At 66.2% G+C, this 21,345-nt stretch carries 18 protein-coding genes; 4 read left to right on the top strand and 14 right to left on the bottom strand.

Features of this window, described 5'->3' with window-relative positions; all coding sequences use genetic code 11:
• Positions 1-123: 123 nt before the first annotated feature.
• Positions 124-540, top strand: a complete 417-nt coding sequence (locus LuPra_RS08275) for a nuclear transport factor 2 family protein (protein ID WP_110170311.1) — start codon at positions 124-126, stop codon at positions 538-540.
• Between the two features lie 112 nt (positions 541-652).
• Here LuPra_RS08275 and LuPra_RS08270 read toward each other — a convergent pair whose 3' ends face one another.
• The 12 genes from LuPra_RS08270 to LuPra_RS08215 form a co-directional block, all read right to left on the bottom strand.
• Positions 653-868, bottom strand: a complete 216-nt coding sequence (locus LuPra_RS08270) for an Os1348 family NHLP clan protein (protein WP_110170310.1) — start codon at positions 866-868, stop codon at positions 653-655.
• Between the two features lie 8 nt (positions 869-876).
• The gene (locus LuPra_RS08265; protein ID WP_110170309.1) at positions 877-1,545 is read right to left on the bottom strand and encodes a TfuA-like protein; all 669 of its coding nucleotides are present in this window, start codon (positions 1,543-1,545) and stop codon (positions 877-879) included.
• A complete protein-coding gene (locus tag LuPra_RS08260; RefSeq protein WP_110170308.1) occupies positions 1,542-2,870 on the bottom strand; it encodes a YcaO-like family protein in 1,329 nt (442 codons plus the stop codon). The genes LuPra_RS08265 and LuPra_RS08260 overlap by 4 nt, the downstream gene beginning before the upstream one ends.
• Positions 2,867-4,015 carry a PQQ-dependent sugar dehydrogenase gene (locus tag LuPra_RS08255; protein WP_110174589.1) on the bottom strand — a complete coding sequence of 383 codons (1,149 nt, stop codon included), beginning with the start codon at positions 4,013-4,015 and terminating at the stop codon, positions 2,867-2,869. The genes LuPra_RS08260 and LuPra_RS08255 overlap by 4 nt, the downstream gene beginning before the upstream one ends.
• A 113-nt stretch (positions 4,016-4,128) precedes the next feature.
• A complete protein-coding gene (locus tag LuPra_RS08250) occupies positions 4,129-5,541 on the bottom strand; it encodes a flavin monoamine oxidase family protein (protein WP_110170307.1) in 1,413 nt (470 codons plus the stop codon).
• Positions 5,542-5,594: 53 nt separating this feature from the next.
• Positions 5,595-5,834, bottom strand: coding sequence for a hypothetical protein (locus LuPra_RS08245; RefSeq protein WP_157898889.1), 240 nt, complete (start codon positions 5,832-5,834; stop codon positions 5,595-5,597).
• Between the two features lie 4 nt (positions 5,835-5,838).
• Positions 5,839-6,894, bottom strand: coding sequence for a HupE/UreJ family protein (locus LuPra_RS08240; RefSeq protein WP_157898888.1), 1,056 nt, complete (start codon positions 6,892-6,894; stop codon positions 5,839-5,841).
• Between the two features lies 1 nt (position 6,895).
• Positions 6,896-8,359: a DUF4331 domain-containing protein gene (locus LuPra_RS08235; RefSeq protein WP_110170304.1), complete on the bottom strand. Its 1,464-nt coding sequence runs from the start codon at positions 8,357-8,359 to the stop codon at positions 6,896-6,898.
• A gap of 12 nt (positions 8,360-8,371) precedes the next feature.
• Positions 8,372-9,676, bottom strand: a complete 1,305-nt coding sequence (locus LuPra_RS08230; RefSeq protein ID WP_110170303.1) for a tetratricopeptide repeat protein — start codon at positions 9,674-9,676, stop codon at positions 8,372-8,374.
• Between the two features lie 360 nt (positions 9,677-10,036).
• Positions 10,037-10,576 carry a hypothetical protein gene (locus tag LuPra_RS08225; RefSeq protein ID WP_110170302.1) on the bottom strand — a complete coding sequence of 180 codons (540 nt, stop codon included), beginning with the start codon at positions 10,574-10,576 and terminating at the stop codon, positions 10,037-10,039.
• 202 nt (positions 10,577-10,778) lie between these two features.
• Positions 10,779-13,148 carry a CehA/McbA family metallohydrolase gene (locus LuPra_RS08220; RefSeq protein WP_234800789.1) on the bottom strand — a complete coding sequence of 790 codons (2,370 nt, stop codon included), beginning with the start codon at positions 13,146-13,148 and terminating at the stop codon, positions 10,779-10,781.
• Between the two features lie 260 nt (positions 13,149-13,408).
• Positions 13,409-14,020 carry a hypothetical protein gene (locus tag LuPra_RS08215; protein ID WP_157898887.1) on the bottom strand — a complete coding sequence of 204 codons (612 nt, stop codon included), beginning with the start codon at positions 14,018-14,020 and terminating at the stop codon, positions 13,409-13,411.
• On the opposite strand from LuPra_RS08215, the gene LuPra_RS34750 reads away from it, so the two are divergent.
• The gene (locus LuPra_RS34750) at positions 13,991-14,923 is read left to right on the top strand and encodes a carboxymuconolactone decarboxylase family protein (RefSeq protein ID WP_470368378.1); all 933 of its coding nucleotides are present in this window, start codon (positions 13,991-13,993) and stop codon (positions 14,921-14,923) included. The genes LuPra_RS08215 and LuPra_RS34750 overlap by 30 nt on opposite strands.
• A gap of 196 nt (positions 14,924-15,119) precedes the next feature.
• Positions 15,120-16,871, top strand: a complete 1,752-nt coding sequence (locus LuPra_RS08205; RefSeq protein ID WP_110170299.1) for an N-acyl-D-amino-acid deacylase family protein — start codon at positions 15,120-15,122, stop codon at positions 16,869-16,871.
• 212 nt (positions 16,872-17,083) lie between these two features.
• On the opposite strand, the gene LuPra_RS08200 is transcribed toward LuPra_RS08205, so the two are convergent.
• The gene (locus LuPra_RS08200) at positions 17,084-17,539 is read right to left on the bottom strand and encodes a hypothetical protein (protein WP_110170298.1); all 456 of its coding nucleotides are present in this window, start codon (positions 17,537-17,539) and stop codon (positions 17,084-17,086) included.
• A gap of 119 nt (positions 17,540-17,658) precedes the next feature.
• Between LuPra_RS08200 and LuPra_RS08195 the strand changes: the two genes are divergently transcribed.
• Entirely contained in the window at positions 17,659-18,258 is a 600-nt protein-coding gene (locus tag LuPra_RS08195; protein WP_110170297.1) for a sigma-70 family RNA polymerase sigma factor, read from the top strand.
• Here the strand turns inward: LuPra_RS08195 and LuPra_RS08190 are convergent.
• Positions 18,198-21,110, bottom strand: coding sequence for a protein kinase domain-containing protein (locus LuPra_RS08190; RefSeq protein ID WP_110170296.1), 2,913 nt, complete (start codon positions 21,108-21,110; stop codon positions 18,198-18,200). The two genes, LuPra_RS08195 and LuPra_RS08190, sit on opposite strands and share 61 nt — an antisense overlap.
• Positions 21,111-21,345 lie beyond the last annotated feature (235 nt).

The following is a 21,345-nucleotide window of genomic DNA, read 5'->3' as shown; positions in this document are numbered from 1 at the left end:
GGCACTCGTGCCAGGAGTCGCGCTTTGACCGGTCAGCACGAAACACTGCTACCCTGAAGAAACCGGGGCCGTTGGCGTTACGCTAATGATTCTCGCGAAAGTAATGGAAGGGGTGCCGGACACATGGACCACTCAGAACGAGAGGCCGTCATGGCGGCGGTAAGCGCTCGCGTACGATCGTTCGAGGCTGCCGAGTGTGCCCGCGACGCCGATGGGCTGGTCGCGCACTATGCCACTGTGCCCGAGTTCTACTTCTATCACGATGGTCGGCGTGCGACTCATGACCTCATGGCAGCAGGCGTGCGGAAGGCTCTTCCAGCAGTGCGATCCCTGGACGTGACGTATGCGGACCTCGAGGTCTCACCACTGGGCTCCGAGTACGCGCTGGCGAGTGCTACGTTCAAGCGCGACATCGTCATGGAAGGCACCGGAACAACCATACGGCAGCAGGGTGGCGTGTCCTGGTTGTGGCGGAAGATCGGAGCCCAGTGGCTCATCGTTCAAGGTCACATCTCCCACCCGTTAGAACCTGCGAAGTAGGCACGATGGGCGATCCCGACCAGCGCGCCGTTCGCGGTCGTCGCACACGAGATGGCTCAGTGACGCCTGAGCAAGGCGCACACTTCAGATGCGAACGGGGGTCGACCCAGCGTCACCAGAACATGCTTTCGGTCGGAATCGACCTGCTCATCTGAAGGTTGCGGACCGCCACCTCGATCGCTTGCGGGTCGAATTGCATCAGGCCGTTCCGCTCCGTCGGGGTCAGCGTGAAACGAGCCAGGGCATGCGCCCGATCGGTCTTGAACGTTTGCCGAAACGTCGAGTCGATGATCAACTTGCCGATGATTTGTTCGACAACTGGGTTCATGGATCACCTCACCGCGATTGTTCGTCCGTCGGCATGGACAGGCGCCGCGCCAGGCGCAGCAACCGGAGCGTATCGTCAGCCTTCAGGTCCGGCGCGCCCCGTTGCAACCAGAGACGCAATCGATTCAGCTCGGCGCGTGAGACCTGTCGTTCGGCGAGTCGCAACGTTGCCTCGTACGTACGGTCGGGAAAGTACAGGCTGCTTGCAAGTCGTATGAGAGTGCGGCGGGTTTCGTTGCAAATCACCTTCTCGGCAACGGCTCGCGCGTAGGCGTCACGCATGTTGACGAGCGCGTCCGACAACGCCGCTCCGGTGTCGGGATCGTACGTAACGGCCAGTTCATCCTCTGCAACGAGCCGCGCATCGCGGAACCACCGGAAGATGGTGCCGACGCCGATCATGCCGTAGCGCGACATCTCCACTGCGCGGAGCGCTCCCATGCTGGCGGCGCCAAGGACGATGACGCCTGCCTCGAGCGCCGCGAAAATCTCGCGTGGTGACACCGCGAGGGAGTGCAGGAACTGGCCGTCGACGATGCCGACAATCGCCGGGCTCTCCTTCAGCACCGAGATCAGGTCGCCCCGTCGAATCGGAGGCACGTAGCAGGCGTCGGGGAGGACGGCACGTGCCTTTGTGACCGGCAGACTCGGTCCCAGGAACACCAGCGTGTGATTCATGCGAGATACCGCCGTGCGCGTGAGCCAAGGACGACGAGATCGGGATCGAAGTGCCTGGCGGCCCAGTGCTCGAGGCCCGGCACCACGATCTTCACGACAGGGAACCCCACTTCCGATCTCGTGAGGTCCACCGCGATGACCTGCTCCAGGCCGACGGACCGGAGCTGTTGCGACATGAACCGGATGTCTTCCAGGATGTCTCGGCTTCGGTACGTATGGACGGCATCGAATGATTTCTCAGGGCCGTCGGCCAGCCACAGACTCTGTTCCGGCCGATCCGCGTCGCCATCAAGCCTGGCGATCTTGTCGATGTCTTCCCGCACCCCCTGAAACACCGTCAACCGGCTCTGAGCCAGCTCCGTCAGGGCCCGTGTCATTGCCACGCGTGAGTCCGGATGGGCGCCAAGCCCGCTGTAGAAATGTGGGCGGCCCGTGCCGGGCGGTTCCCATCCCGCCGCAAGAAATGTGGGCACCCGCACGTCAGTCGTGATCTCGCGGATGACCAGACGAATGCCCGCGGCCCGAAATCGGCCGGCCAGCCTCGACGCGACCTCAGGCAGCGTGCTGACGGCGATTACCGGAAACAGCTGCCCCTCAGGACGTGCGTCGTGGATCCGCGACAGATGGCAGGCGACCCCAGCACTGACAGCCGCCGCGATCACACGAACGCGCGGGACCAGTACCCCGCGGATGATGGCCAGCGTCCACGCGTCTCTCTCGATCACCTCCGCCAGGCCGTGACACACCGCTTCTTCGATGGTGTTGCCTGAGGCCAGCCCGTTGGTGCTGCCGCGGATGACAGGCGTGCCGTCCTCACGCCGCGGTTTCAGCACCGCGCAGGCTGGCAGCCACACCTGCTCGCCGGCGATCAGATCGGTCCCGCGGAGCCATTCGAGCGGCAGCGTGTCTGCGTACTCCGCGCTGGGGTCGAGGCCCAGGCTCTCCGGATCGAGGGCACGAGCGTGGCGCCGAAGTGTCCGAAAGCTTGCGTATCTGGGTCGATGCGGTGGGCGCTCACAACAGTAGTGCTCCACCGCTTCCATCATCGCGCCGGCTCTCGCATGGATGCGGGTCGGGCCCTTGCCGTTCTGAACCGAAATGGACGACTCGTCTGCGATGGGGCGAACGGCGGCCCAGACAGGAATGCCGACATGGTCCAACCCGGTGACATCCGCCAGGCGGGTCACGCCGATGACGTTCATGATCGGGCGAGCGCGCCGACAGGTCTCACGCGCCGGAACGACGCGATGATTGCCGCTCCGGCCGTACTTCGGAGCGCTCTTCAGGCGCAATGGCTGCCGTGGTGGCGATGGAAGCTGGGTCACCGTGAGGCGGAGCCGAGCGGGGTCAGCTTCAGGAGCCGCCCCTGGCCGTCGCGGCCCCCGTCCTCGAGCAGCCAGATCGCGCCGTCCGGGCCCTCCTCCGGTTCGCGGATGCGCTGGCCCATCGGCCACTGATCGCCCTTCCGGGCATTGGTGCCGTCCACGTCGACGCGAATCAGCGACTGGCTGGACAGGCCGCCGATGAACAGGTCGCCCTTCCACTGCGGCCAGAGCTTGCCGGAGTAGACCATCAGACCGCCCGGCGAGATGACGGGATTCCAGCTCACCTTGGGTTTCTCGAACTCGGGCCGAGTGGCGTGATCGGGGATGGACTTGCCATCGTAGTGATCGCCGTCAGACACGATTGGATAGCCGTAGTTGCGCCCGGGCAGGATCAGGTTCACTTCGTCGCCGCCCCTGGGCCCCATCTCCTGTTTCCAGAGGTTGCCGCTCGCATCGAACGCGAGGCCGAGCAGGTTGCGATGACCGTAGGACCAGACCGCGGGATGGAATCCTTTGGCAACCAGCGGATTGCCCGGCGCCGGCGTCCCGTCGTCCTGGAGGCGGAGCACCTTCCCCAGCGTCGCCTTCGGATCCTGCGCCGGGTCGAACTTCTGGCGTTCGCCGTTGGTGAAGAACAGGTGCCCGTCGCTCGAGAAGGCGATGCGACCAGAGAAATGCCCATTGCCGTCGACGTAGGGCGAGGCTCGGAACAGCGTCTCGACCTTCTGCAGCACGGGCTGCTCGCCATCGACGAAGACGCCGCGGGCGAGGACCACCCCTTTGCCGCCCTGGCCGGCTTCGGCATAGCTGAAGTACACGAGCCGGTTCGTCGCGAAGCCCGGGTGCACCACGACATCCATGAAACCGCCCTGGCCTTCGCTTGCCACAGCAGGAATGCCGTCGACGCGTTTGCGCTGCTGCCCATCAGCGGAGACCACGTAGAGGGTGCCGGCCTTCTCGGTGATCAACATGCGGCCGTCAGGCAGGAACGTCATCGCCCAGGGCGATTCGAAGTCGGCCACAACCTGTATCTGGAACGGCAGGTTCGCCGGTGGCTGGGCCGCACCTGGAGCCTGGGACGCGGCGCCGACGTCACAGCCGGCAACCAGCGGCACGAGCACCACGACTGCAAGGATCGATCGCATCATCGCCTCCGGTTTTCAGCGTCACCAACGCCGACTATGGGATGAGCACTCGACTTCATCCCCGATCATGCCATGTCAGCCTGGGCGTTGACGCGTGACGGCCCTCGACGGCATTACGCAAGCGCGTCAATGGCCTCGGCCACGCGGTGGGCCGATCGCGTCCCGGCTTCCATGCCCCAGTTGAGGTTGTCGGCATATGCGCCGACGAAGTGCACGCGCCCGTGCGGTTCGCTCAGCGCCGGCCAGAGGCGCGCCAGCTGCCCGACCGGGTACGCCGTCGTTTCGCACGCCGACGCCCATGGATGATTCGCCCACGTCCAGATGTGCGCCTTTTCGATCGCGGCGGATCGACCCGGATAGTGCTTGCGGTAGGTGGCCGCGGCGAGGTCGGTGGTCCCTCCCGGTCCCGCGGTCCCGACGATCAGCCCGCGCGGCGTCGGAAGCTCGTCGCAGCTGCTCCAGACGTGCTGCAGCGCGTCGTCGCCGATCTCCATGTTCGGACTCACGCCATCGCGTTGCCAGTACCTCGACGCCGTCTGGAAGATCACGCGCGAGTCGAAGTAGTACGGCACGTGCTGGATGGCGTACGCCTTGGCCTCCGTGAGGGCAGGCGTCATGACCACACGTCGCAACTGGACGGCCGACATCGCCGAGACGAGGTAGTCCGCTTCGTGGTGCACGTCACGACCGGAGGTCTGGCACGTGACGCGGACGCCACTGCCCTGCTCGATGTGCGTCACTGGACTGTGGAGTCGGACCCGCTCGCCCAGCTTGTGCGTCAACGTATCGGTCAGCGTCTGGTTGCCTCCCACCAGCCGGAACACTCGGGGCGGCCACAGGGGCACTCCACGCAGACGGAGGATCGCGGCGTGCCAGACCGAGTGCAGGGCGGATCCGCGGCCGCCGATGAGCCGCAGCGCACCGGCCGAGGCGCCGTCCTTGCGGAACAGCTCGCTCGTACTCATGCCGTCCAGGTGATTCAGACCCGCGTCGAAGGGCTTGTACTCATCGGTGACGTTCGAGAGGTACGGAGCGAAGTACAGCGACGCGAGATCCCAGAACGGGTGCGTCTGCAGGTACGTAATCTCGCGGGCATTCAAGTCGAGGCCGGCCAGCACCTTCGGATCGGCGAGCATCTCCTCGGTACACAGACGGCCGCCAAGCCACCGCAGCATGTGCTCACGCCGCGGGTAGTACCGGTACGCCAGGCCAAACTCGTGCACGTAGCCCCAGAAGCGCTCGTAGCCCGGATCGGTGAACTGCTCCGCGCCTGCATCCGCGTACAGCCCGTCGTCCAGGCCGCTGCGGAACGTGTAGACATGACCACCCGTGCGGTCGGACGCTTCGAGCACCGTCACGTCGTGGCCGCGGCGCTGCAGTTCCCACGCGCAACTGAGGCCAGCGATGCCGCCGCCCGCCACGAGCACGGTCTTGCGTGCATGTGTGGGCATGCCCGACACCACGAGGGCGGACGCGAGTTGCAACGCTTCCCTGCGCGAGAGGCCCGACGCACTCGCCGTGAGCATTGGTCACCTCCGTATGGTCGTGCTACTCGACGCTGGCGCCGATCAGGCGCCTTTTACTTCGCCGCAAACTCCGATCGCGCATACAACTCCAGGTAACCGCACGATGCACAGCGGTAGCTGCCGATGGGGATGAAATGCTCCTCTGGCATCCTGGTGCCTGCCCAGAAGGACTTCACGGGGGCGCCAGCGGCCCACTGGCTGACCGCCCGCGCGCCATAGGTCTGGTCGAGCACGAAGCCCTGTTCCATGCTGCCCGTGCACTTCGGACACCGCTGAGGTGAGGTGGTAGCCACCGAATCAGTGTGCAGCCAGGAACGTTCTTTCGACAATCCAGTACGAACCCGCGCCGATCACGAGCAGCGAGCACAGCGGTGCGAGACGTGTACGCAGCGCGGGCCGCGCGTTCAACTGCCAGATCAGCGGCCACCACAGCATGGCCACGCCGAGTTGCCCGATCTCGACACCGGCGTTGAACCACGCCAGCCGCGCCACGATCTCGCTGCCAGTCGTGCCAATGCCGAGCTCACGCAGCGCCGCGGCGAACCCGAACCCGTGCACGAGGCCGAAGGCGAACGTGAGCTTCCAGCGCGAGTCGATCCGTGCCCGCACCAGGTTCTCGATGCCGACATAGACGATCGACGCGGCGATGACCGGCTCCGCGACCGCGGCCGGCACCTGGACGACGCCGAGCGCCGCGGCCGCAAGGGTCAACGAATGCGCCAGGGTAAAGGCGGTCACGGTCTGGACGATGCTGCGCAGGCGTTGGACACCCATCAGCAACGCCGCGAGGAACAGCAGGTGATCGTAGCCACCCAGGATATGGCGCACACCAAGCTCGAGGAACTGCCCTGCCGTGCCGGTGGCCGACTGCTCGCCGCCAAGATCGGCATCGACGGCGTTCATCTGTGCGTCGAGCATGCGTTCGGTCAGCACTTCCCCGCTGCTTCCCTGGACGGTCAGCAGCTGCCGGTGGCCGCGTGCAAGACGTAGCGGGACCGCGGAGTAAACCGTCAATCGCGATCCCTTCGCTCGCTCGAACACAAGCGTGATGTTCGTCCCGGACTGACCGTCGGTGACCTGGCTCTCGACAACGCCAGGGAGACGAACGCCGTCGATACTCACTTCGACGGAATCGAGCGCGAACGTCTCGAGATTCACACCGGATCCACCGGGAGCGCGGCCGGCGTCGACGGCAGCCAGCGACAGCGCCGCAACGATACGGCCTGGCGCTATCCGCACGTGAAGCGAGCTGAGGCCCGGATCGTGTGCCCCGGCGCCAGCCGGGAATCCGAAAGCGAAAGCCGCCGCGACGAGCGCGGCGGCCTTCCACGACGGGATGGGCATGACGATCATGTCAGGGATGCATGTGCCGGCGGCCATTCTGCGGGGTCGACTCGTACGGGAACACCTTGTTGAACGCCATGTCGTTGCCATCGACGTTGTCCCCGGCCGGTCCGCGGATGATCGGCGTGCTCGGTCGCAGGTCGCTGATCAGGGCAGTCACCGCGATGTCGACGACGTCGTCGCCGAACCTGCGGCCATTCGGCCATCCACCGGGCACCACGCCCTTGCCGAACCCTGGCTGGACCTTGCTGACCAGCACATCGCCACCGAAGATGCTGAGGCGTGAAAAGCCCGAATCATCGGGATTGGTCGGGTGTGCGGGACCGCCGCCGGCGAGCCGCGCCGCGTCGGTCGAGAGATCGACCTTGATCACATCGGGAATGAAGATCCCGGCGATGTCGGTGCGGCCGGTCTCGATACCTGCGATGTCGGGCTCGAGGACGAGGAGGTTGAGCAGCTTCGCGAGCTCGGGGTTCTGGGCGTACTTCTGGAACAGGACCTTGTCGGTCGAGGGGCTCGTCCGGCTGTACAAGTCCTTGTCCTCGATGGCCACGAGGCCCTCGTTGAACAGCGGGTTGCCCTGGCGCGCGACCTGCACCCAATCGCCGAAGCGTTCCGATTTGTGGACGCCGTCGGCCAAGATGGTGAAGCGACGACGACTGGTCGTGGCCCAGACACCCGCAACCTGCCGATCTCCGCCGATCTCGTCGACGGGAATCGCCAGCGCCATCAGGTGCAGGTTGAATCCGCTCTGCGCGTCCTTGCCAGGGTTGCGCAGCTTCAGCAGGTCGAAGACCGCCTGGATGTCGCCATAGAACCCGTCGTCGCGCTGCCCGGCAAAGGCGACGTGGCCGTCGTCCATGACGGTGATTGACTGTTTCGTGTACCGGTCGAGCTCGTCGAAGCTGGCGACACCGTCCTTCGCGTGGTTCTCGCCATCATCGTCCTGGTTGTAGAACGGCGTGGCGTTGCCCTGATTGTTGGGAGGCACGACGCCCTCGCCGAGACGCACGCGCCGTCCCGTCCGATGATCGACTCTCGTGACCGTGTAGAACTGCGTCAGGTTCTGCGACGCGTCGTCCACATCGGTGATGACGCCCAGGTACGACTGCAGGATGGTCTTCGCGTTCTTGAACTTCGTCCTGAACGTGAACTCGTACGAGTACGTCGGCCGGCCCGCGGCCACATCCTGCCCGGCCGCCACGTGAATCGCGTAGAGCACGTTGTCGTCGAAGTTGAACTTGTTGGGCCCGATGCCGGGCTCCTCGAACGGGTAGACGCCGAGCGCCGTCACCAGCGACTTGCGGCCGTTCTCGGTCTGTACGAACGCGTACACGTCGGTGGTGTTGGCGGCGTCATCCAGGGTGATGAGCGGCGCATCCATGTGGCTGGACGCGCGGGCCGTCGCGGGCGTGAGCACGAGCACGCCTGTCGCGGTCGTGAGCAGCAATGCCTTCTGGAGCAGTGTCGTCATTTCGGTTGCCTCCTACGTCTTCGGGTTGTTCATCAAGCGACGGGTGAGTTCGCTGGCTTCCGAGGGCAGGAGCATCGGTCGGAGCTGTTCAGCCCGGCCAAGCCACTGCCTGGCTTCGCGGTCGCGTCCGGCGGCCGCACTGATCACGCCGGCGTGCAGGAACAGCCGGGCGTCCTGTGTGCCTTCTGCAAGGGCCCTCGAGATGATCTGGTGAGCCTCGGCGACGCGGCCACTCGCGGCGAGGGCCCATGCGCGCGCGTCGAGCGTGAAGACATCGGCGCGCGCCTGCAGCTCCTCCTGGGTGAGGGCCAGGGCCCTGGGAACGGAGATCCGCCGCGTCGCCAGGTACAGGGCGTGCGTGCGCGGATCGGCGATGGCTCCGCGCGTCATCAGTTCCTGTTCGACTTCCTCCGCTTCGCTGCCACGTCCTTCGAGACGGAGGGCGTCGGCCAGGAGCCACTGGTACTCGGGAACAGGATTCAGGCGAGTCGCCTCGCGAAGGATCGGGATCGCGTCGGCGTGGCGGCCGATGGCCAGCAGGACGCGTCCGCGAGCGAGATGGGCGGCTGCGTAGTCCGGTTGGTAGCGCAGCGCGCTGTCGGCGGCGGCCCGGGCGGCGGTGAAGCGCGCTGCCTGCAGCTCGTACACGGCAAGTCGTGTCCAGGCCCACGCGGCCGACTCCGGGTCGCGTGGGCTGGCCGACGCGATTGCCAGGCGGATGCTTTCAATCGCTCCCTCGAGGTCGCCCCTGAGCCAGCGGAGATGCGCCGCGCGTGTATACGACTGATAGAAGGGTTTGAGATCCAGCATGCGCTGGTACGCCTCTGCCGCTTCCGCGAGTCGTCCCTGCTCCATCAGCGTGTCGCCAAGCAACCCGTAGTCGAGGACGACAGTGCGCCTGGCCACGAGGGTGCGGGCGATCCGTTCTGCCTCGCTGAATCGATGGAGCTGATGGAGGACGTGTCCCTTCAGCAACAGCGCGCCGGCATCGCCGGGATACCTGGACTCGAGACAGCCGGCCGCCAAGTCTGCCAGCGTGTAGTCGCCCGGATCGTTGGCGACCCGCGCTCGTGCCACGTAGAGGTACCCGAGCCGCTCGAACGCATCGCGTGTGGCGCCCCGTGCGCCCGCCTGCTGCTGCGCCTGCGTGATGGCTCGATCACGATCCGATCGCCCGGATCCTGGAGCGAGCGCCGCGGCGCAGGCGTCAGTGGTGATTGCCGCCACAGCGTGTGCCGACGTGGCCCGGCGTTGGCACCCCGACGCAGCCGTAGCCGCGAACACCAGACCAGCGAGAACGAACATCCAGTGCTTCATGACGCAGCCTCCTCACTTCCCTACGGCTGGCGTCGTCTACCGGATGTATGGAGCCTGGCTGGCGCACGTTCCACGCGATCGACCGGAACCTCGAAGATCGATCTACGAACGCTCGCGGCGTTCGGATGTCGGCTACTGCGTGCCGGGCAGCAGGATGGCCCACGGGCTGGCGCAACGCTGCGCCATACACAAGGCTGTGTATTGACGCTCTCGTGGCGCACCGGGGACGCTGCCGGCGCTAGAGAAGGACTCCAGTTCGATGAGGAGATGACTGGCGCTGTACTGGACGTCGGGCGGCCCGGTGTGTGCCGCTCGTCTGGCGGCCCTCGCCATTGCCGACACGACATCCGATGCAGTGGCTCAGTAGCCCGGGTAGTGTTGCCGCAGGAGATTCTGGATCCGCAAGATCTCCGCGTCGCCCTTGACCGTCTCCACGAGGTTCTTGATCACCTGACGGAGCGTCTGGTCTCCCTTGAAGTTCGAGCCGTGCGTCGAGTGTCCCTTGTCCTTGATCCCCAGCACGCGCGCGACCTCGGCCCGTACGTCAGGCCACTCCTTGTACGAAAAGCTCTCCATGAGATTCGTGTGGGTAGGTCGTGTCACTGTGGCGGTAACCAGGGAGGAGAGCGCAGCCCGCTGATAGGGACCGATGTCGCCGTTTTGCGCCGCGATGTAACTCGTCGCCAGGGACACATCGTGCGCAATCACCCGGGCAACCAGCTTCTTGTCTTCGGCCGAGTCGACCGTGGGCCTGTCCTTCGTTTCCAGCCAGACATTCAGGTCGGACACCAACTCTTCGAAGAGTTTGGTTGCCAACTGGGTCTTCTTGCCCTTGTACTTGGAATGGCTACTGGCCAGATCCTTCAGCCCGGTCCTGATGTCAGCCGCGTCCGCAGCCATGTCCGACCTCCTGAAGCACGCGTGATGGGAACTGCGATGGCCTGCCGCCGCAACGGCCATCGCTGACGCCAGTGACGGGCCGATTATGCCTCGCCAATTGCGCGTGAAGCGAACCTTACAGAACAGAACTACCCCGGCTGCAGTCGCGGTCGGGGCACCGAGGCCTGCCTTGACGTTCACGCAAGGGTGAACGCTGGGAGCATTACTCGACCTCCGACTCGCTGATCAGTCTCTGGTAGGTCCGGCGCGCGTGCTCGTAATCGGCCTTCGCCTGGTCCAACTCGTCACGCTTGATGAATCGCTCCTTTTGCGACCAGCACTGGTCCACGCCCTTGAGGCACCATTCGGCGCTGCGGCGCGACGCGCGCACCGGCTTGCCCGCGACGGGCACCCAGATCGGGTTCGTGTGCGACGACGGCAGGATCCGCACCGCCAGCCAGCTGCTGCGCTCGATCGTCGCGTCGAACGTCAGATCGCGGAGCGCGCCATCGGCGACAAGACTCTGTTTCGCGACGGGATACCCGTTGACGACGAGTTCCACCGCGACTTCGCGGGTCTCACCAATGCGGGCGCGCTCGACATCCCAGTACGGCTGCTCCTGGTAGCGGCGCTTCCCGCGTTCGGGACTGGGCTTCTCATTGAGCAACGCAGCCGCCCGGACGTGCACCTTCACGGGACCGGCATCAGAAAGTCGGAGCTCGCTCTCACTCTCGCCCATTCGTACCGTATCGACCGTGAAGTCGAGCAGGTGACTTCGGCCGTCACCGACGTAATTCCGCCCGCGGTGAAGCCCTTCACACCAATCGGCATAGTCGAGCTTCCCGTCGAGTTTCACGTACGAACGCCCGAGGCCCACCTTTTCTCCATAGATACACGGGAAGTCCGTCTCGCCGCTGATACGCGTACGGAAGCCCACGTTCAGCGTGTGGTACCAGATGTTCAGCTCCCACACGTAAGGGGTGTCGACGGTGGAGATGAAATCGACCGCGCGCACAGGCTTGCCATCAGGGCCAGGCACCTCGTGCGTGACGTCCACGATGTATTCGTTCGCGCCGATTCCGTTGAACGGCGGCACGACGTAGTTCGGCAGGTCCGAGGAGTTCACCTCGAGGCCCCAGCCCGAATGCGCCGGGCCACAGACCGCGCCCTGGCGCTTGGCCCACCGCAGCGTATTGAGGCCGAGGGTTGGCCAGTGTTCATAGGAAGTGCCACCCGGGTGGATCTGTTCCTTCAATCGCAGGAGCACCAGATGACCGGATTGATGCGAGCCAAAGCCAGAGACCTCGACGTCGTAGTGCAGCAGATAGGGCGGACGAGAGACGAGGTCGTCCCTGCCCGTGAAGAACCGTTTCTGGGTATCGAAAGCGGGCCCCCAGGTGAGGGTGGCCCCGACCTTCAAGTCCTCACCGAGCGTATGGCGCACCATATCCGCGGGGAGCACGCCCTCGGTCGGATTCATGTAGTGAGCGCAGCCTGCGGCGTGAATGTGATGGTCACCCGACCACCAGCCGAACTTTGCCGGATCGATCCAACGCTCAATCTGAAAGCTCGCGCCCTGAGCCGCACCACCACCACCACTCTGCCCGCTCGCGCTGCCAGCTGACTCCGCGACCGTGAGCTGCTGCGTCTTGGTCATCGATTCCGGACCGCGCCAGAACTCCACGTCGTACCTGCCGGCCGGGAGTCTCACGAGTTCGCCATCAGCGCGGTACACCTGCGGATGGAACGCGAAATCGGGCGCCAGGCGCTTGGCGCGCGACGGATACACGCGGCCTTGTGCGTCGCGAATGACGAATGCCGCGACCGTCGGCGCGCCCGTTTCGTCGCGTACTCGCCACTCCACCGTTTCCGCAGGCCGGATCGTGAAAAGCACCGGCACCTCGTTGCGATATCCGAGGTCTTGTGTCCCCTGCCCCACGTCGAACGTCAACGTCGCCTCGCGTTGACCGGGATCCCGGCTGTACAACTGCACGATGCGGTATTCGAGTGCGAGCCCGCTGAGCGTCCTCGTGAGCGGTTGGCTCTCGAACATCTGGAGATCGAGCCAGAGATTCCGGACTTCGTCGGGCATCGCCCCGGCGAGCCGCCGCGCCTGGCTGCTGATCCCGCGCAGGACGGCCGTCGTGCCTGCCTCGTTGTGGACCTTCACGAGGAAGTGACGCCAGCCCTGCTCGACGAGCTCCGGTCTGGCAGGCCCTGGTGCGACTTTCACCCGCATTTCCGGGTTGATCTGAACTCCCACGAGGCAATGGCAGTCGAGCACGCGTTGGATCGACGCCACCGCCGACGCCTCGTCGGTCATCTTCAACGCCGCCTCGAGCTCGTGCTGGTGCTCCGGAGGAAGTGGCGCGCCCAGGTACTCGGTCGCGCCGATCATCCGTGTGACTTGTGAGACGAACGGCTGCAACGGCACGCCAGCGACAAGCGGCAGGCGCGATTCGCAGGACTCGACTGTCCCCATGGCGAGGCCGGCACACGCTGTCGTCACATCAGTGGGGGGGCGCATCAGGGCGGGGACTGCGAGCGCCGCGGGGACGATGCTCGTCGAATGAAGGAAGACGCGGCGGGACACGCGTCTGTCCGAACGCCGCTGATAGCCGCTCGTGTCGCTCATTGTTTCCTCCTGCACACCGAGGTGTTGCCTGGTACTGGGAGTAGAGCAGAGGGGATTCTATTCGCTTCGCTGTGACGATGGGCAGAGAACTTCGAGCTTGATTGGCCCATCGCTTTCCGCCTCGACGACGAGCGGCGCGGATGTGCAGCCGATCACCTGGCAGGTCGGCGCCCGGTCTGAAGGCCCGGGCGCCAGACTCGTGCGTTCGCGAGGCGTGCTCAATCGACTCCGGACTTGTAGGTGCCGATGCGCGATTCGCCATTGAACAGGGCCTGGTTGACGCCCTGCGGATCGCGCGGCGGAATCAGGCACTCCAGCATGATGCTGCCTCCCAGATATTCGTGTCCCGGCAGCGCGATGGTCGCCGTTTCCACGCCGTTCGAGTTCACCGACTGACCGTGCCAACCGCTCTCTGCCCACCTGGGGTCACTGTTGGCATGGGGATGGTTGAAGAACACGCGGCACTTCACCCGCATGACCCGGTTGCCTTCGTCCCGGTGATGCTGGTTGGCCTGCACCACGGCCACCTCCGTCTTCTGGGTCTGCTCGAACTTGGCTTCGTGAATGAGGGGACAGAACACGCGCATCGGTTCGGTCGTGCTCTTGTTGCTGATCTGTCCCGAAGGGTAGATCCACCGGGCCCCGCCGAACGTCTGGCAGGCGATCGGTGAATACGTGAACTGGGTTGCGCCGTCTGCGTGCGTCGGCAGCGGAACGGTGGCCAACACCGCCGCTACCGTTGCGGCGGCCATGACCGTTCGGACATGACGAAGTGCGCGTGAGCTGGTCGAGCGACCAGGGTGTGCGTGAGCAATGATGCTGTCGGTCATTTTCGTTCTCCTCCAACCGCGGCGATCGCTGCCGCCTGCATCTCTGAACGCTCGACGCTCGATCTTTCCCTCACTGTGCCTGCCTGGGCGGCGAGGCGTGATCCGATCCGATTGACAGATCGTCCACGTAGCGTGGACGATTTTCGCCGTGATCGACATGCGCCCACCGGTACTGGTCTCGCTCCTGGAAGTGGATGCGGTGCCGCTGACGACCCTGCGCGCGCGGTACGGCGCTCTTCTCGGCCTGGTCGATGCGCTGCTGGGCGTCATCCCGAACTGCGATTCGTACCCAGGGATCTGGCCACCCGCGTTCCGCACCTACAACGTCATGGTGCCCAACTTCCTCAACCTCCGCTGCTTGTCTGGGGCCTGGGGGCACCGCGCTCGACGGTGGGCCTCGCCATGTACGTCTCGAGCCGAAGCGCAGGATGCGCCTACTGTTCGGCGCACGCCTGCACGTTCGCGCTGCGGCGTGGCGCGACGGTTGATCAGGTGGCGTCGACACTGACCGGCGCGGGCCTGGCGCCGGCCGACCGTGCGGCCGTGGAAGTGGCCCGGTCGCTCTCGAGCGTGCCGGCCACGCTGAGCGAAGAGGCGCGGAAGCAACTGCGCGTCCACTTTTCCCCCGCACACGAAGAGTGGATCGTCCTGTCCATCGCCATGATGGGATGGTTGAACAAGACGATGGATGGCCTGGGGGTTCCGCTCGAGCCGTCGACGGTCGCCGAAGTGAGTGGCGTCATCGCGTCGTCGGGATGGCAGCCGGGCAAGCACATGCCGGATGGTTCGCCGCTCGCGTCCCCGCCGCTCCGGCGCGGATTCGGCATGGATGCGCTTCGGCGTCGTTCGGCACGCCCCACAAGCCGTCAGCCTCGACAAGCAGTGGACGCGAGGCGTGCCTGATCGCTGGCCGGCTGTGGGCGACTTCCTCAAGCTCGATAATTGGCTCCTGATCGAGGGGTTCCCGATCCCAGGCAGATTGACCTGATTCGTCCAAACGTCGAATGACGCCTCCGGACACGCTGCCACCGCCTTCCGCGTTGAGCCGCTGAGGCAGCGGTGGGACCCGCGACGCGCCGGGCGGTTAGACTACGCGCACATGAGCGCGATCCGGGTTACCTCCATCCCTCGCCCGTTCCCTGCGGTCCTTGCCGCATTGGCCCTGTGTAGCGCGTGTGGCAACACCACGCACGCGCCTGCGCCGGCGGCCGCCGCACCTGCCGCGCAAGCTCGCGCCTTCGACGTGGTGATCGCGAACGGCCGCGTCGTGGACGGCACCGGCGCGCCATGGTTCCGGGCCGACATCGGCATCAGCGGCGACCGCATCACCGCCGTCGGCAACCTGTCGTCGGCTCGGGCGGGCACGCGCATCGACGCCGCGGGGCAGGTGGTGGCACCAGGTTTCATCGACCTGCTCGGTCAATCCGAGTTCAACGTGCTCGTGGACTCGCGCGCCGCCAGCAAGGTCACGCAAGGCGTCACCACCGAGATCACGGGCGAAGGCGTCTCGATCGCACCGGTGAACGACGCGATGAAGGCCGACCGCAAGGCCAGCTACGACTTCTTCAAGATCGCCCAGGACTGGCGCACCCTCGACGAGTACTTCGCCCGGTTGACCAGGTCGACGACGGCGATCAACGTGGGGACGTTCGTGGGCTCGGGCGGGCTGCGCGACTACGTGGTGGGCAAGGAGGACCGCGTCGCCACCGCCGACGAACTGGCACGGATGAAGACGCTCGTGAGCGAGGCCATGGCGCAGGGGGCACTGGGACTGAGTTCCTCGCTGCAGTACATCCCCAACCGGTTCTCCACCACCGACGAACTCGTGGAACTGGCGAAGGTGGCGGCCGAGCACGGCGGCATCTACATCACGCACCAGCGCTCGGAGGCCAACAAGGTATTCGAGTCGGTCGACGAGGTCCTGGCGATCGCCGAGCGCGCGGATATCCCGGCCGAGATCTGGCACCTGAAGACCGCGTACAAGGCCAACTGGGGAAAGATGACCGAGGTCCTGCGCCGCATCGACGCGGCGCGTGCCAGGGGCCTGCGTGTGTCGGCCAACATCTACCCCTACGACCGCGCGTCCAACGGCCTCGATGCCTGCCTGCCCGTCTGGGTGCGTGAGGGTGGCACCGACGCCATGCTGAAGCGCCTGCAGGAGCCTGACACCCGCGCGCGGGTCAAGCGGGACATGGACGACCCGAACGCGCCGTTCGAGAACCAGTGGTTCGGATCGGGCGGGCCGGCCGGCGTCATGCTCAGCTCGGTGCTGGATCCGGCGTTGCGCAAGTACGAAGGGATGTCCTTCGACGCGATCGGCAAGGCGATGGGCAAGGACCCGCGTGATGCCGCCATCGACCTGGTCATCGCCGACAAGGCGGAGTCGTCGGTCATCATCTCGATCATGCGCGAGAGCGACGTGATCGAGGCGATGCGCACGCCGTGGGTGTCGTTCGACACCGACTCGGGCGCGCGCGCCGAAGACGGACCGTTGTCGGTATCCAAGTCCCATCCGCGAGCCTGGGGTACCTTCACGCGCGTGTTGGGCAAGTACGTGCGGCAGGACGGCGTGCTGACGCTCGAAGAAGCCGTGCGCAAGATGACGTCACAGGCGGCGATTCGTGTCGGCATCACGGATCGGGGCCTGGTGCGTCCGGGCATGATGGCCGACCTGGTCGTCTTCGACCCGGCCACGGTGGCCGACGTGGCCACGTTCGAGCAACCGAACCGCTACTCGACCGGTGTCAGGCACGTGTTCGTGAACGGCAAGGCCGTCGTGGCCAACGGAACGGTCACGAAGGAACGTCCCGGCCGTACGCTGCGTGGTCCCGGATACCGCGGGGAACGCTGATCCGGCCGTTCTGCGATACGCGGGCCGATGAGAGGGCCGGGCTCCACCTCGGCCAAGGCTACGGTGGACAAGTCGGAGAGCCGGCCCTACCAACTGCGGCCCGCAGGTGGGCCCGTTACAGACCCGCCGATGTGCGCCTGCGGCGCGCGGCGGGTTCTCCGAACGCGGCCCATGAGCGGCAGGCTCGGCAAGCCGGCCTTTACCAGGCGAACTCACTGCCCGAAGTCGATCACACCGCTCATCACCGCTGCCGAGAGATTGGTGGCCAAGTCCAGCACGCGCGAGATGACGATGGTGCCGCTGGCGCCGACGAAGCGTCCGGATCCGCCCGTGATGGTCCAGGTCTCGGTGATATTGGCGATGCCTCCCTCTATCGTTCCCACACCAAGGCTGGTGCCGACGATGCTGTCGCCATTGGCAGCGGTCATCGTGAATGTCCCAGAAGCGGTGCCGTTGGTCACGTTGACGGCGAAGTCGGCGCCGAGCGTGAACCTGCCGAGATACGTCGCCTGTCCCGTGCCCTCGAGCGCTTTTCCGGCAAGCGGGAACTCGAAGCTGGTATCGACTTCCGACGTCACCATGGTGCCGTGGAATGGGACGGGGTTCTGTGCCATCGCGGGGGTGGCGAGTGCCGCAATCGTCAACATCGCCATGATCATGATCTTCATGTCGCCTCCTGACTGCTCCGCGGGCGCGCGTGCCGACGATCGGCCGCGTGCCAGGCCCCGACAGGGGTTCGCGTATCACGTAACGCGGAATCGGGGCGTACACTGCCTCACACCTCGACATGAATGATCCCGGACCGGTGACCGGCCTGCTGCAGGCGTGGGGACACGGCGACGAGCACGCTCGTGACGCGCTCGTGCCGATCGTCTACCGCGAACTGCGGCGGCGCGCGGGCGCGTACCTCCGCCGGGAGCGCGCCGACCATACCTTGCAGGCGACGGCACTGGTGCACGAGGTGTTCATCCGGCTGGTCGACCAGGATCGGGTCGAATGGCAGGGACGCGCGCACTTCTTCGGCATCGCCGCGCAGATGATGCGCCGCATCCTTGTCGATCACGCGCGCGAGCGCCAGGCCGCCAAGCGCCACGGCGGCGCCGTGCGCGTCGAACTCGACGACCAGGTCGGAGCGGTTGCCGCACCCGACGTCGAGGTGCTGTCGCTGGATCGCGCCCTGGACGATCTGGCGGCCCTCGATCCGCGCCAGGCGCACATCGTTGAACTGCGCTACTTCGGCGGGTTGTCCGAGCAGGAGGTTGGCGCCGTGCTGTCGCTCTCGCGTGCCACGGTCACGCGAGAGTGGCAGTCCGCGCGGGCGTGGCTCTACCGCCGGTTGACGTCCGGGACGGATCCTGCGGCTTCTGCAGGGCGATCCGGGCGCTGAGGCGCCAATGGGGACCAGTTCAGGATCAGGCGGATAGGCGTGAGGCTTACGTCGTGCTCGAAGGCATCGACGAGAAAGCGCTGTCCATCTGCCGTCACGACGTACTGTGCTCCGGGCACGGAGTTCGTGCCGGCGCCGATTCGCGAAGGAAACAGCGGGACGGGGCTACCCACCTTCACCGAACCATCCCCGCGGGCCGCATGTACCGTGACCGCCATCAGCATGCCGTCGTTGCCGACATAGAACAGCTCGTGCCCGTCGCCGCGCCATCGCGCCTGGGAGCCGCCGCGCGTGGACACCTGCACGCGTGGCCCACCCTCCGGAAAGCGCCGCAGGAACACCTCGTACGGCCCGGAGTCGTTCGACTCGTACGCGAGCCAGGCGCCGTCGGGTGAGAACTGCCCATTGCGTTCGTCGGCCTCGGTCTGGACCACCGCTGTGGTGACACCATCCTGCACCGAGAGGGTGCCGATGTCCCAGCCGGTCATGGGGTGGCGCCCGTGATACAGCAGCAAGCGCCCATCGGGCGATGAGTCCGTGGCGAGCGACGCTTCCTGTCCGGTCTGGAGCAGGGGTTCCTCCCTGCCGCCGGTCACGCGCTTCCGGTACAGGGCCCATCGCCCGTCGCGATTGGACGAGAAGACGATGTCCTGCCCGTCGCGTGACCAGTAGGGGAAGACGTCCTCGGCCGGGTGTGTCGTGAACTTCGTCAACAGCCCGCGCGCGGTCTCCATCAGCCACACGTCGGCATTGCCACCGACCCGTCGCATCATGGCGATGTGCTCGAGACCTGGCGACGCCGTCGGCGCCATGCCATCGACCGCGCCCACCGGCAGCACGTTTCGGCCCGTCCGATCGATCCACGTGAACTGCGTTTGCGGCCTGGAGTTGCCCGCGCGGAAGGCAATCGTCCCGTTGGCCGCGGCCGCGACCGCGGTCGGTCCACCCAGGCCTTCGGTCCGCTGGATTACGCCGTCGGCGATCTCGAAAGGCGTACCGGTGAGGGCCATGCGTCCGGCATCGAACGCACAGGCGAAAAGCGTCTGCTGCCGGACGAACAGCAGGTGCCCCTGCGTGTACACCGCCGACGAATCGGCGTCGACCAGCTTGCGCCCGGCGGTCCCGTCCACGTTGCCCACGTGCACCCCGCGTGCCTCGGGGGTGCCGAGCACGTAGTAGAGGAAGTGACGACCGTCCGGGAGCCACTGCGGACCCACGTGGCCAGCCTGATCCTTTTCCAGGCGCGTCACCGCGTGTGGCTCGCCGCCCGTCGCGGATATCCGCAGGATCGGTCCCGCGGGAGTACGGACGAACAGCAGTGTGTCGTCCACGTTCCAGGACCCGCCGCCGCCCCACGTCGCGGCTGTCAGCGAACGAACGAGTGCGCCATCGACGTCGATGCGCTTCAGCTGGCCTTCCGCGTAGTACGCGATCGAGCGGTGGTCGGGTGACCAGAACGGCGCCGACGCACCACGCGTGCCATCGAGCGGGTGGGCTACGACCGTCGGCAATGGACGCACCCACAGGTGTGGGGCCCCTTGCCAGGCACCGACGAAGGCCAGAGATTGGCCGTCTGGCGACAACGCGAACGATTCCAGGTCTGCCGGCCCGAGGATCGCCGGCGTCGCGACGTCGAACTGTTGTTGCGGCCGAACCGGTTCCGATGGCGCGGGCCGCATCCATACCGCCACGCCGGCGAGAGCGACGACGGCGGCCACGCCTAGCCATGTGCGCCGCCCTCGCATGTCGCTCGCGCGCGAGGCAGATGTCTCCTTCGACTGCCATTCGCGCTGGCCATCGTCGACGTCGAGGCGGATGTCACCGAAGTCACGCACCCGGCGTGAATCGTCCTTGTTCAGGCATCGACCGAGCAGTCGCCGAATCGCCGGAGGCGTGGCACCGGGCAGCCGCTGCCAGTCCGGTTCGCGGCCCAGGATCTCGACGAAGGTTTCGCCGGCCGTCGCGGCGCCGAAGACAGGCCGGCCCGACAGCATCTCGAACAGGACGCATCCGAACGCCCAGACGTCCGAGCGTCGGTCGCCCGCCAGGCCCTTCACCTGCTCGGGCGACATGTAGGCCGGAGTTCCAACGAGCTGGCCGCCGGCCGTCGCGCGCGGCGGCGAGTCGAGTGGGCCGGGCGCATACCCCTCGAGCATTCTCGCCAGCCCGAAGTCCAGCAGCTTCGCGGTGCCGTCCGGACGCAGCTTCACGTTGGCGGGCTTGAGATCGCGATGGATGAAGCCATGCTGGTGAGCGGAGTCGAGGGCCTCGGCGATCTGGCGGGCAATCTGTAGCGCATCGCCGACGGCGATCGGCCCGCGTGCGACGCGTTGCGCGAGTGTGTCGCCATCGACGTATTCGAGGACGAGGGCACGGGTGTCGCCGACATCCTCGACGCCGTAGATGGAGGCGATGTTGGGATGATTCAGCGTCGCCAGGGTGCGTGCTTCGTGCTCGAACCTGAGCGCGATGGCGGGGTCATCCCGGAGCTCACGATGCAGCACCTTGATGGCGACCGTGCGTCCGAGGCGCGGGTCGCGGGCGCTGTAGACGGCGCCCATGCCGCCGGCGCCGAGCCACCCGACGATCTCGTACGGTCCCAGGCGTGCGCCGGAGTGCAGCGTCGCCGCGGTGGACGGCGTGGCCAGCCATTCCGGAACATCGGGGACCGCGTGACGTTCGGCGAAACTGCCCGCCCGCGCATGTGCGTCCAGCAACGACAGGACTTCGGCGTGAAGCGCGGCGTCGCCGCGGCACTCCTCGGCAACGAGCCCCGGGCGTTCCGAGGCCTCACACTCCAGCGCCGCCTGGAACACCAGCTTCGCTCGTTCCCAGTCGACGTGATTCGCCACCCTTCACCTCGTTGATCCCGCCGATGCTGAGCGGAGCAGGATCGCCAATGCTGCCGTGGGAGCGAGCGATTATCTCATCAATTCCAACGTGCCCAGGGCGTTCGCAGCAGTTGGCCCGTCATCCAAATTCTTGCCCATCCTGCCTCCCGGTATACTTGGCCCGTAATGGACTTCACGCTCCAGCGCATCCTGACGGTTCGAACGTCAAGCGAGCATGCGGCTGGCGAAGAATCGC

It is taken from the genome of Luteitalea pratensis (assembly GCF_001618865.1).
In the GTDB taxonomy this organism is placed as follows: Bacteria; Acidobacteriota; Vicinamibacteria; order Vicinamibacterales; family Vicinamibacteraceae; genus Luteitalea; species Luteitalea pratensis.
The sequence above is the reverse complement of the archived record's forward strand: the minus strand, read 5'-3'. Positions and strand labels throughout refer to the sequence as shown.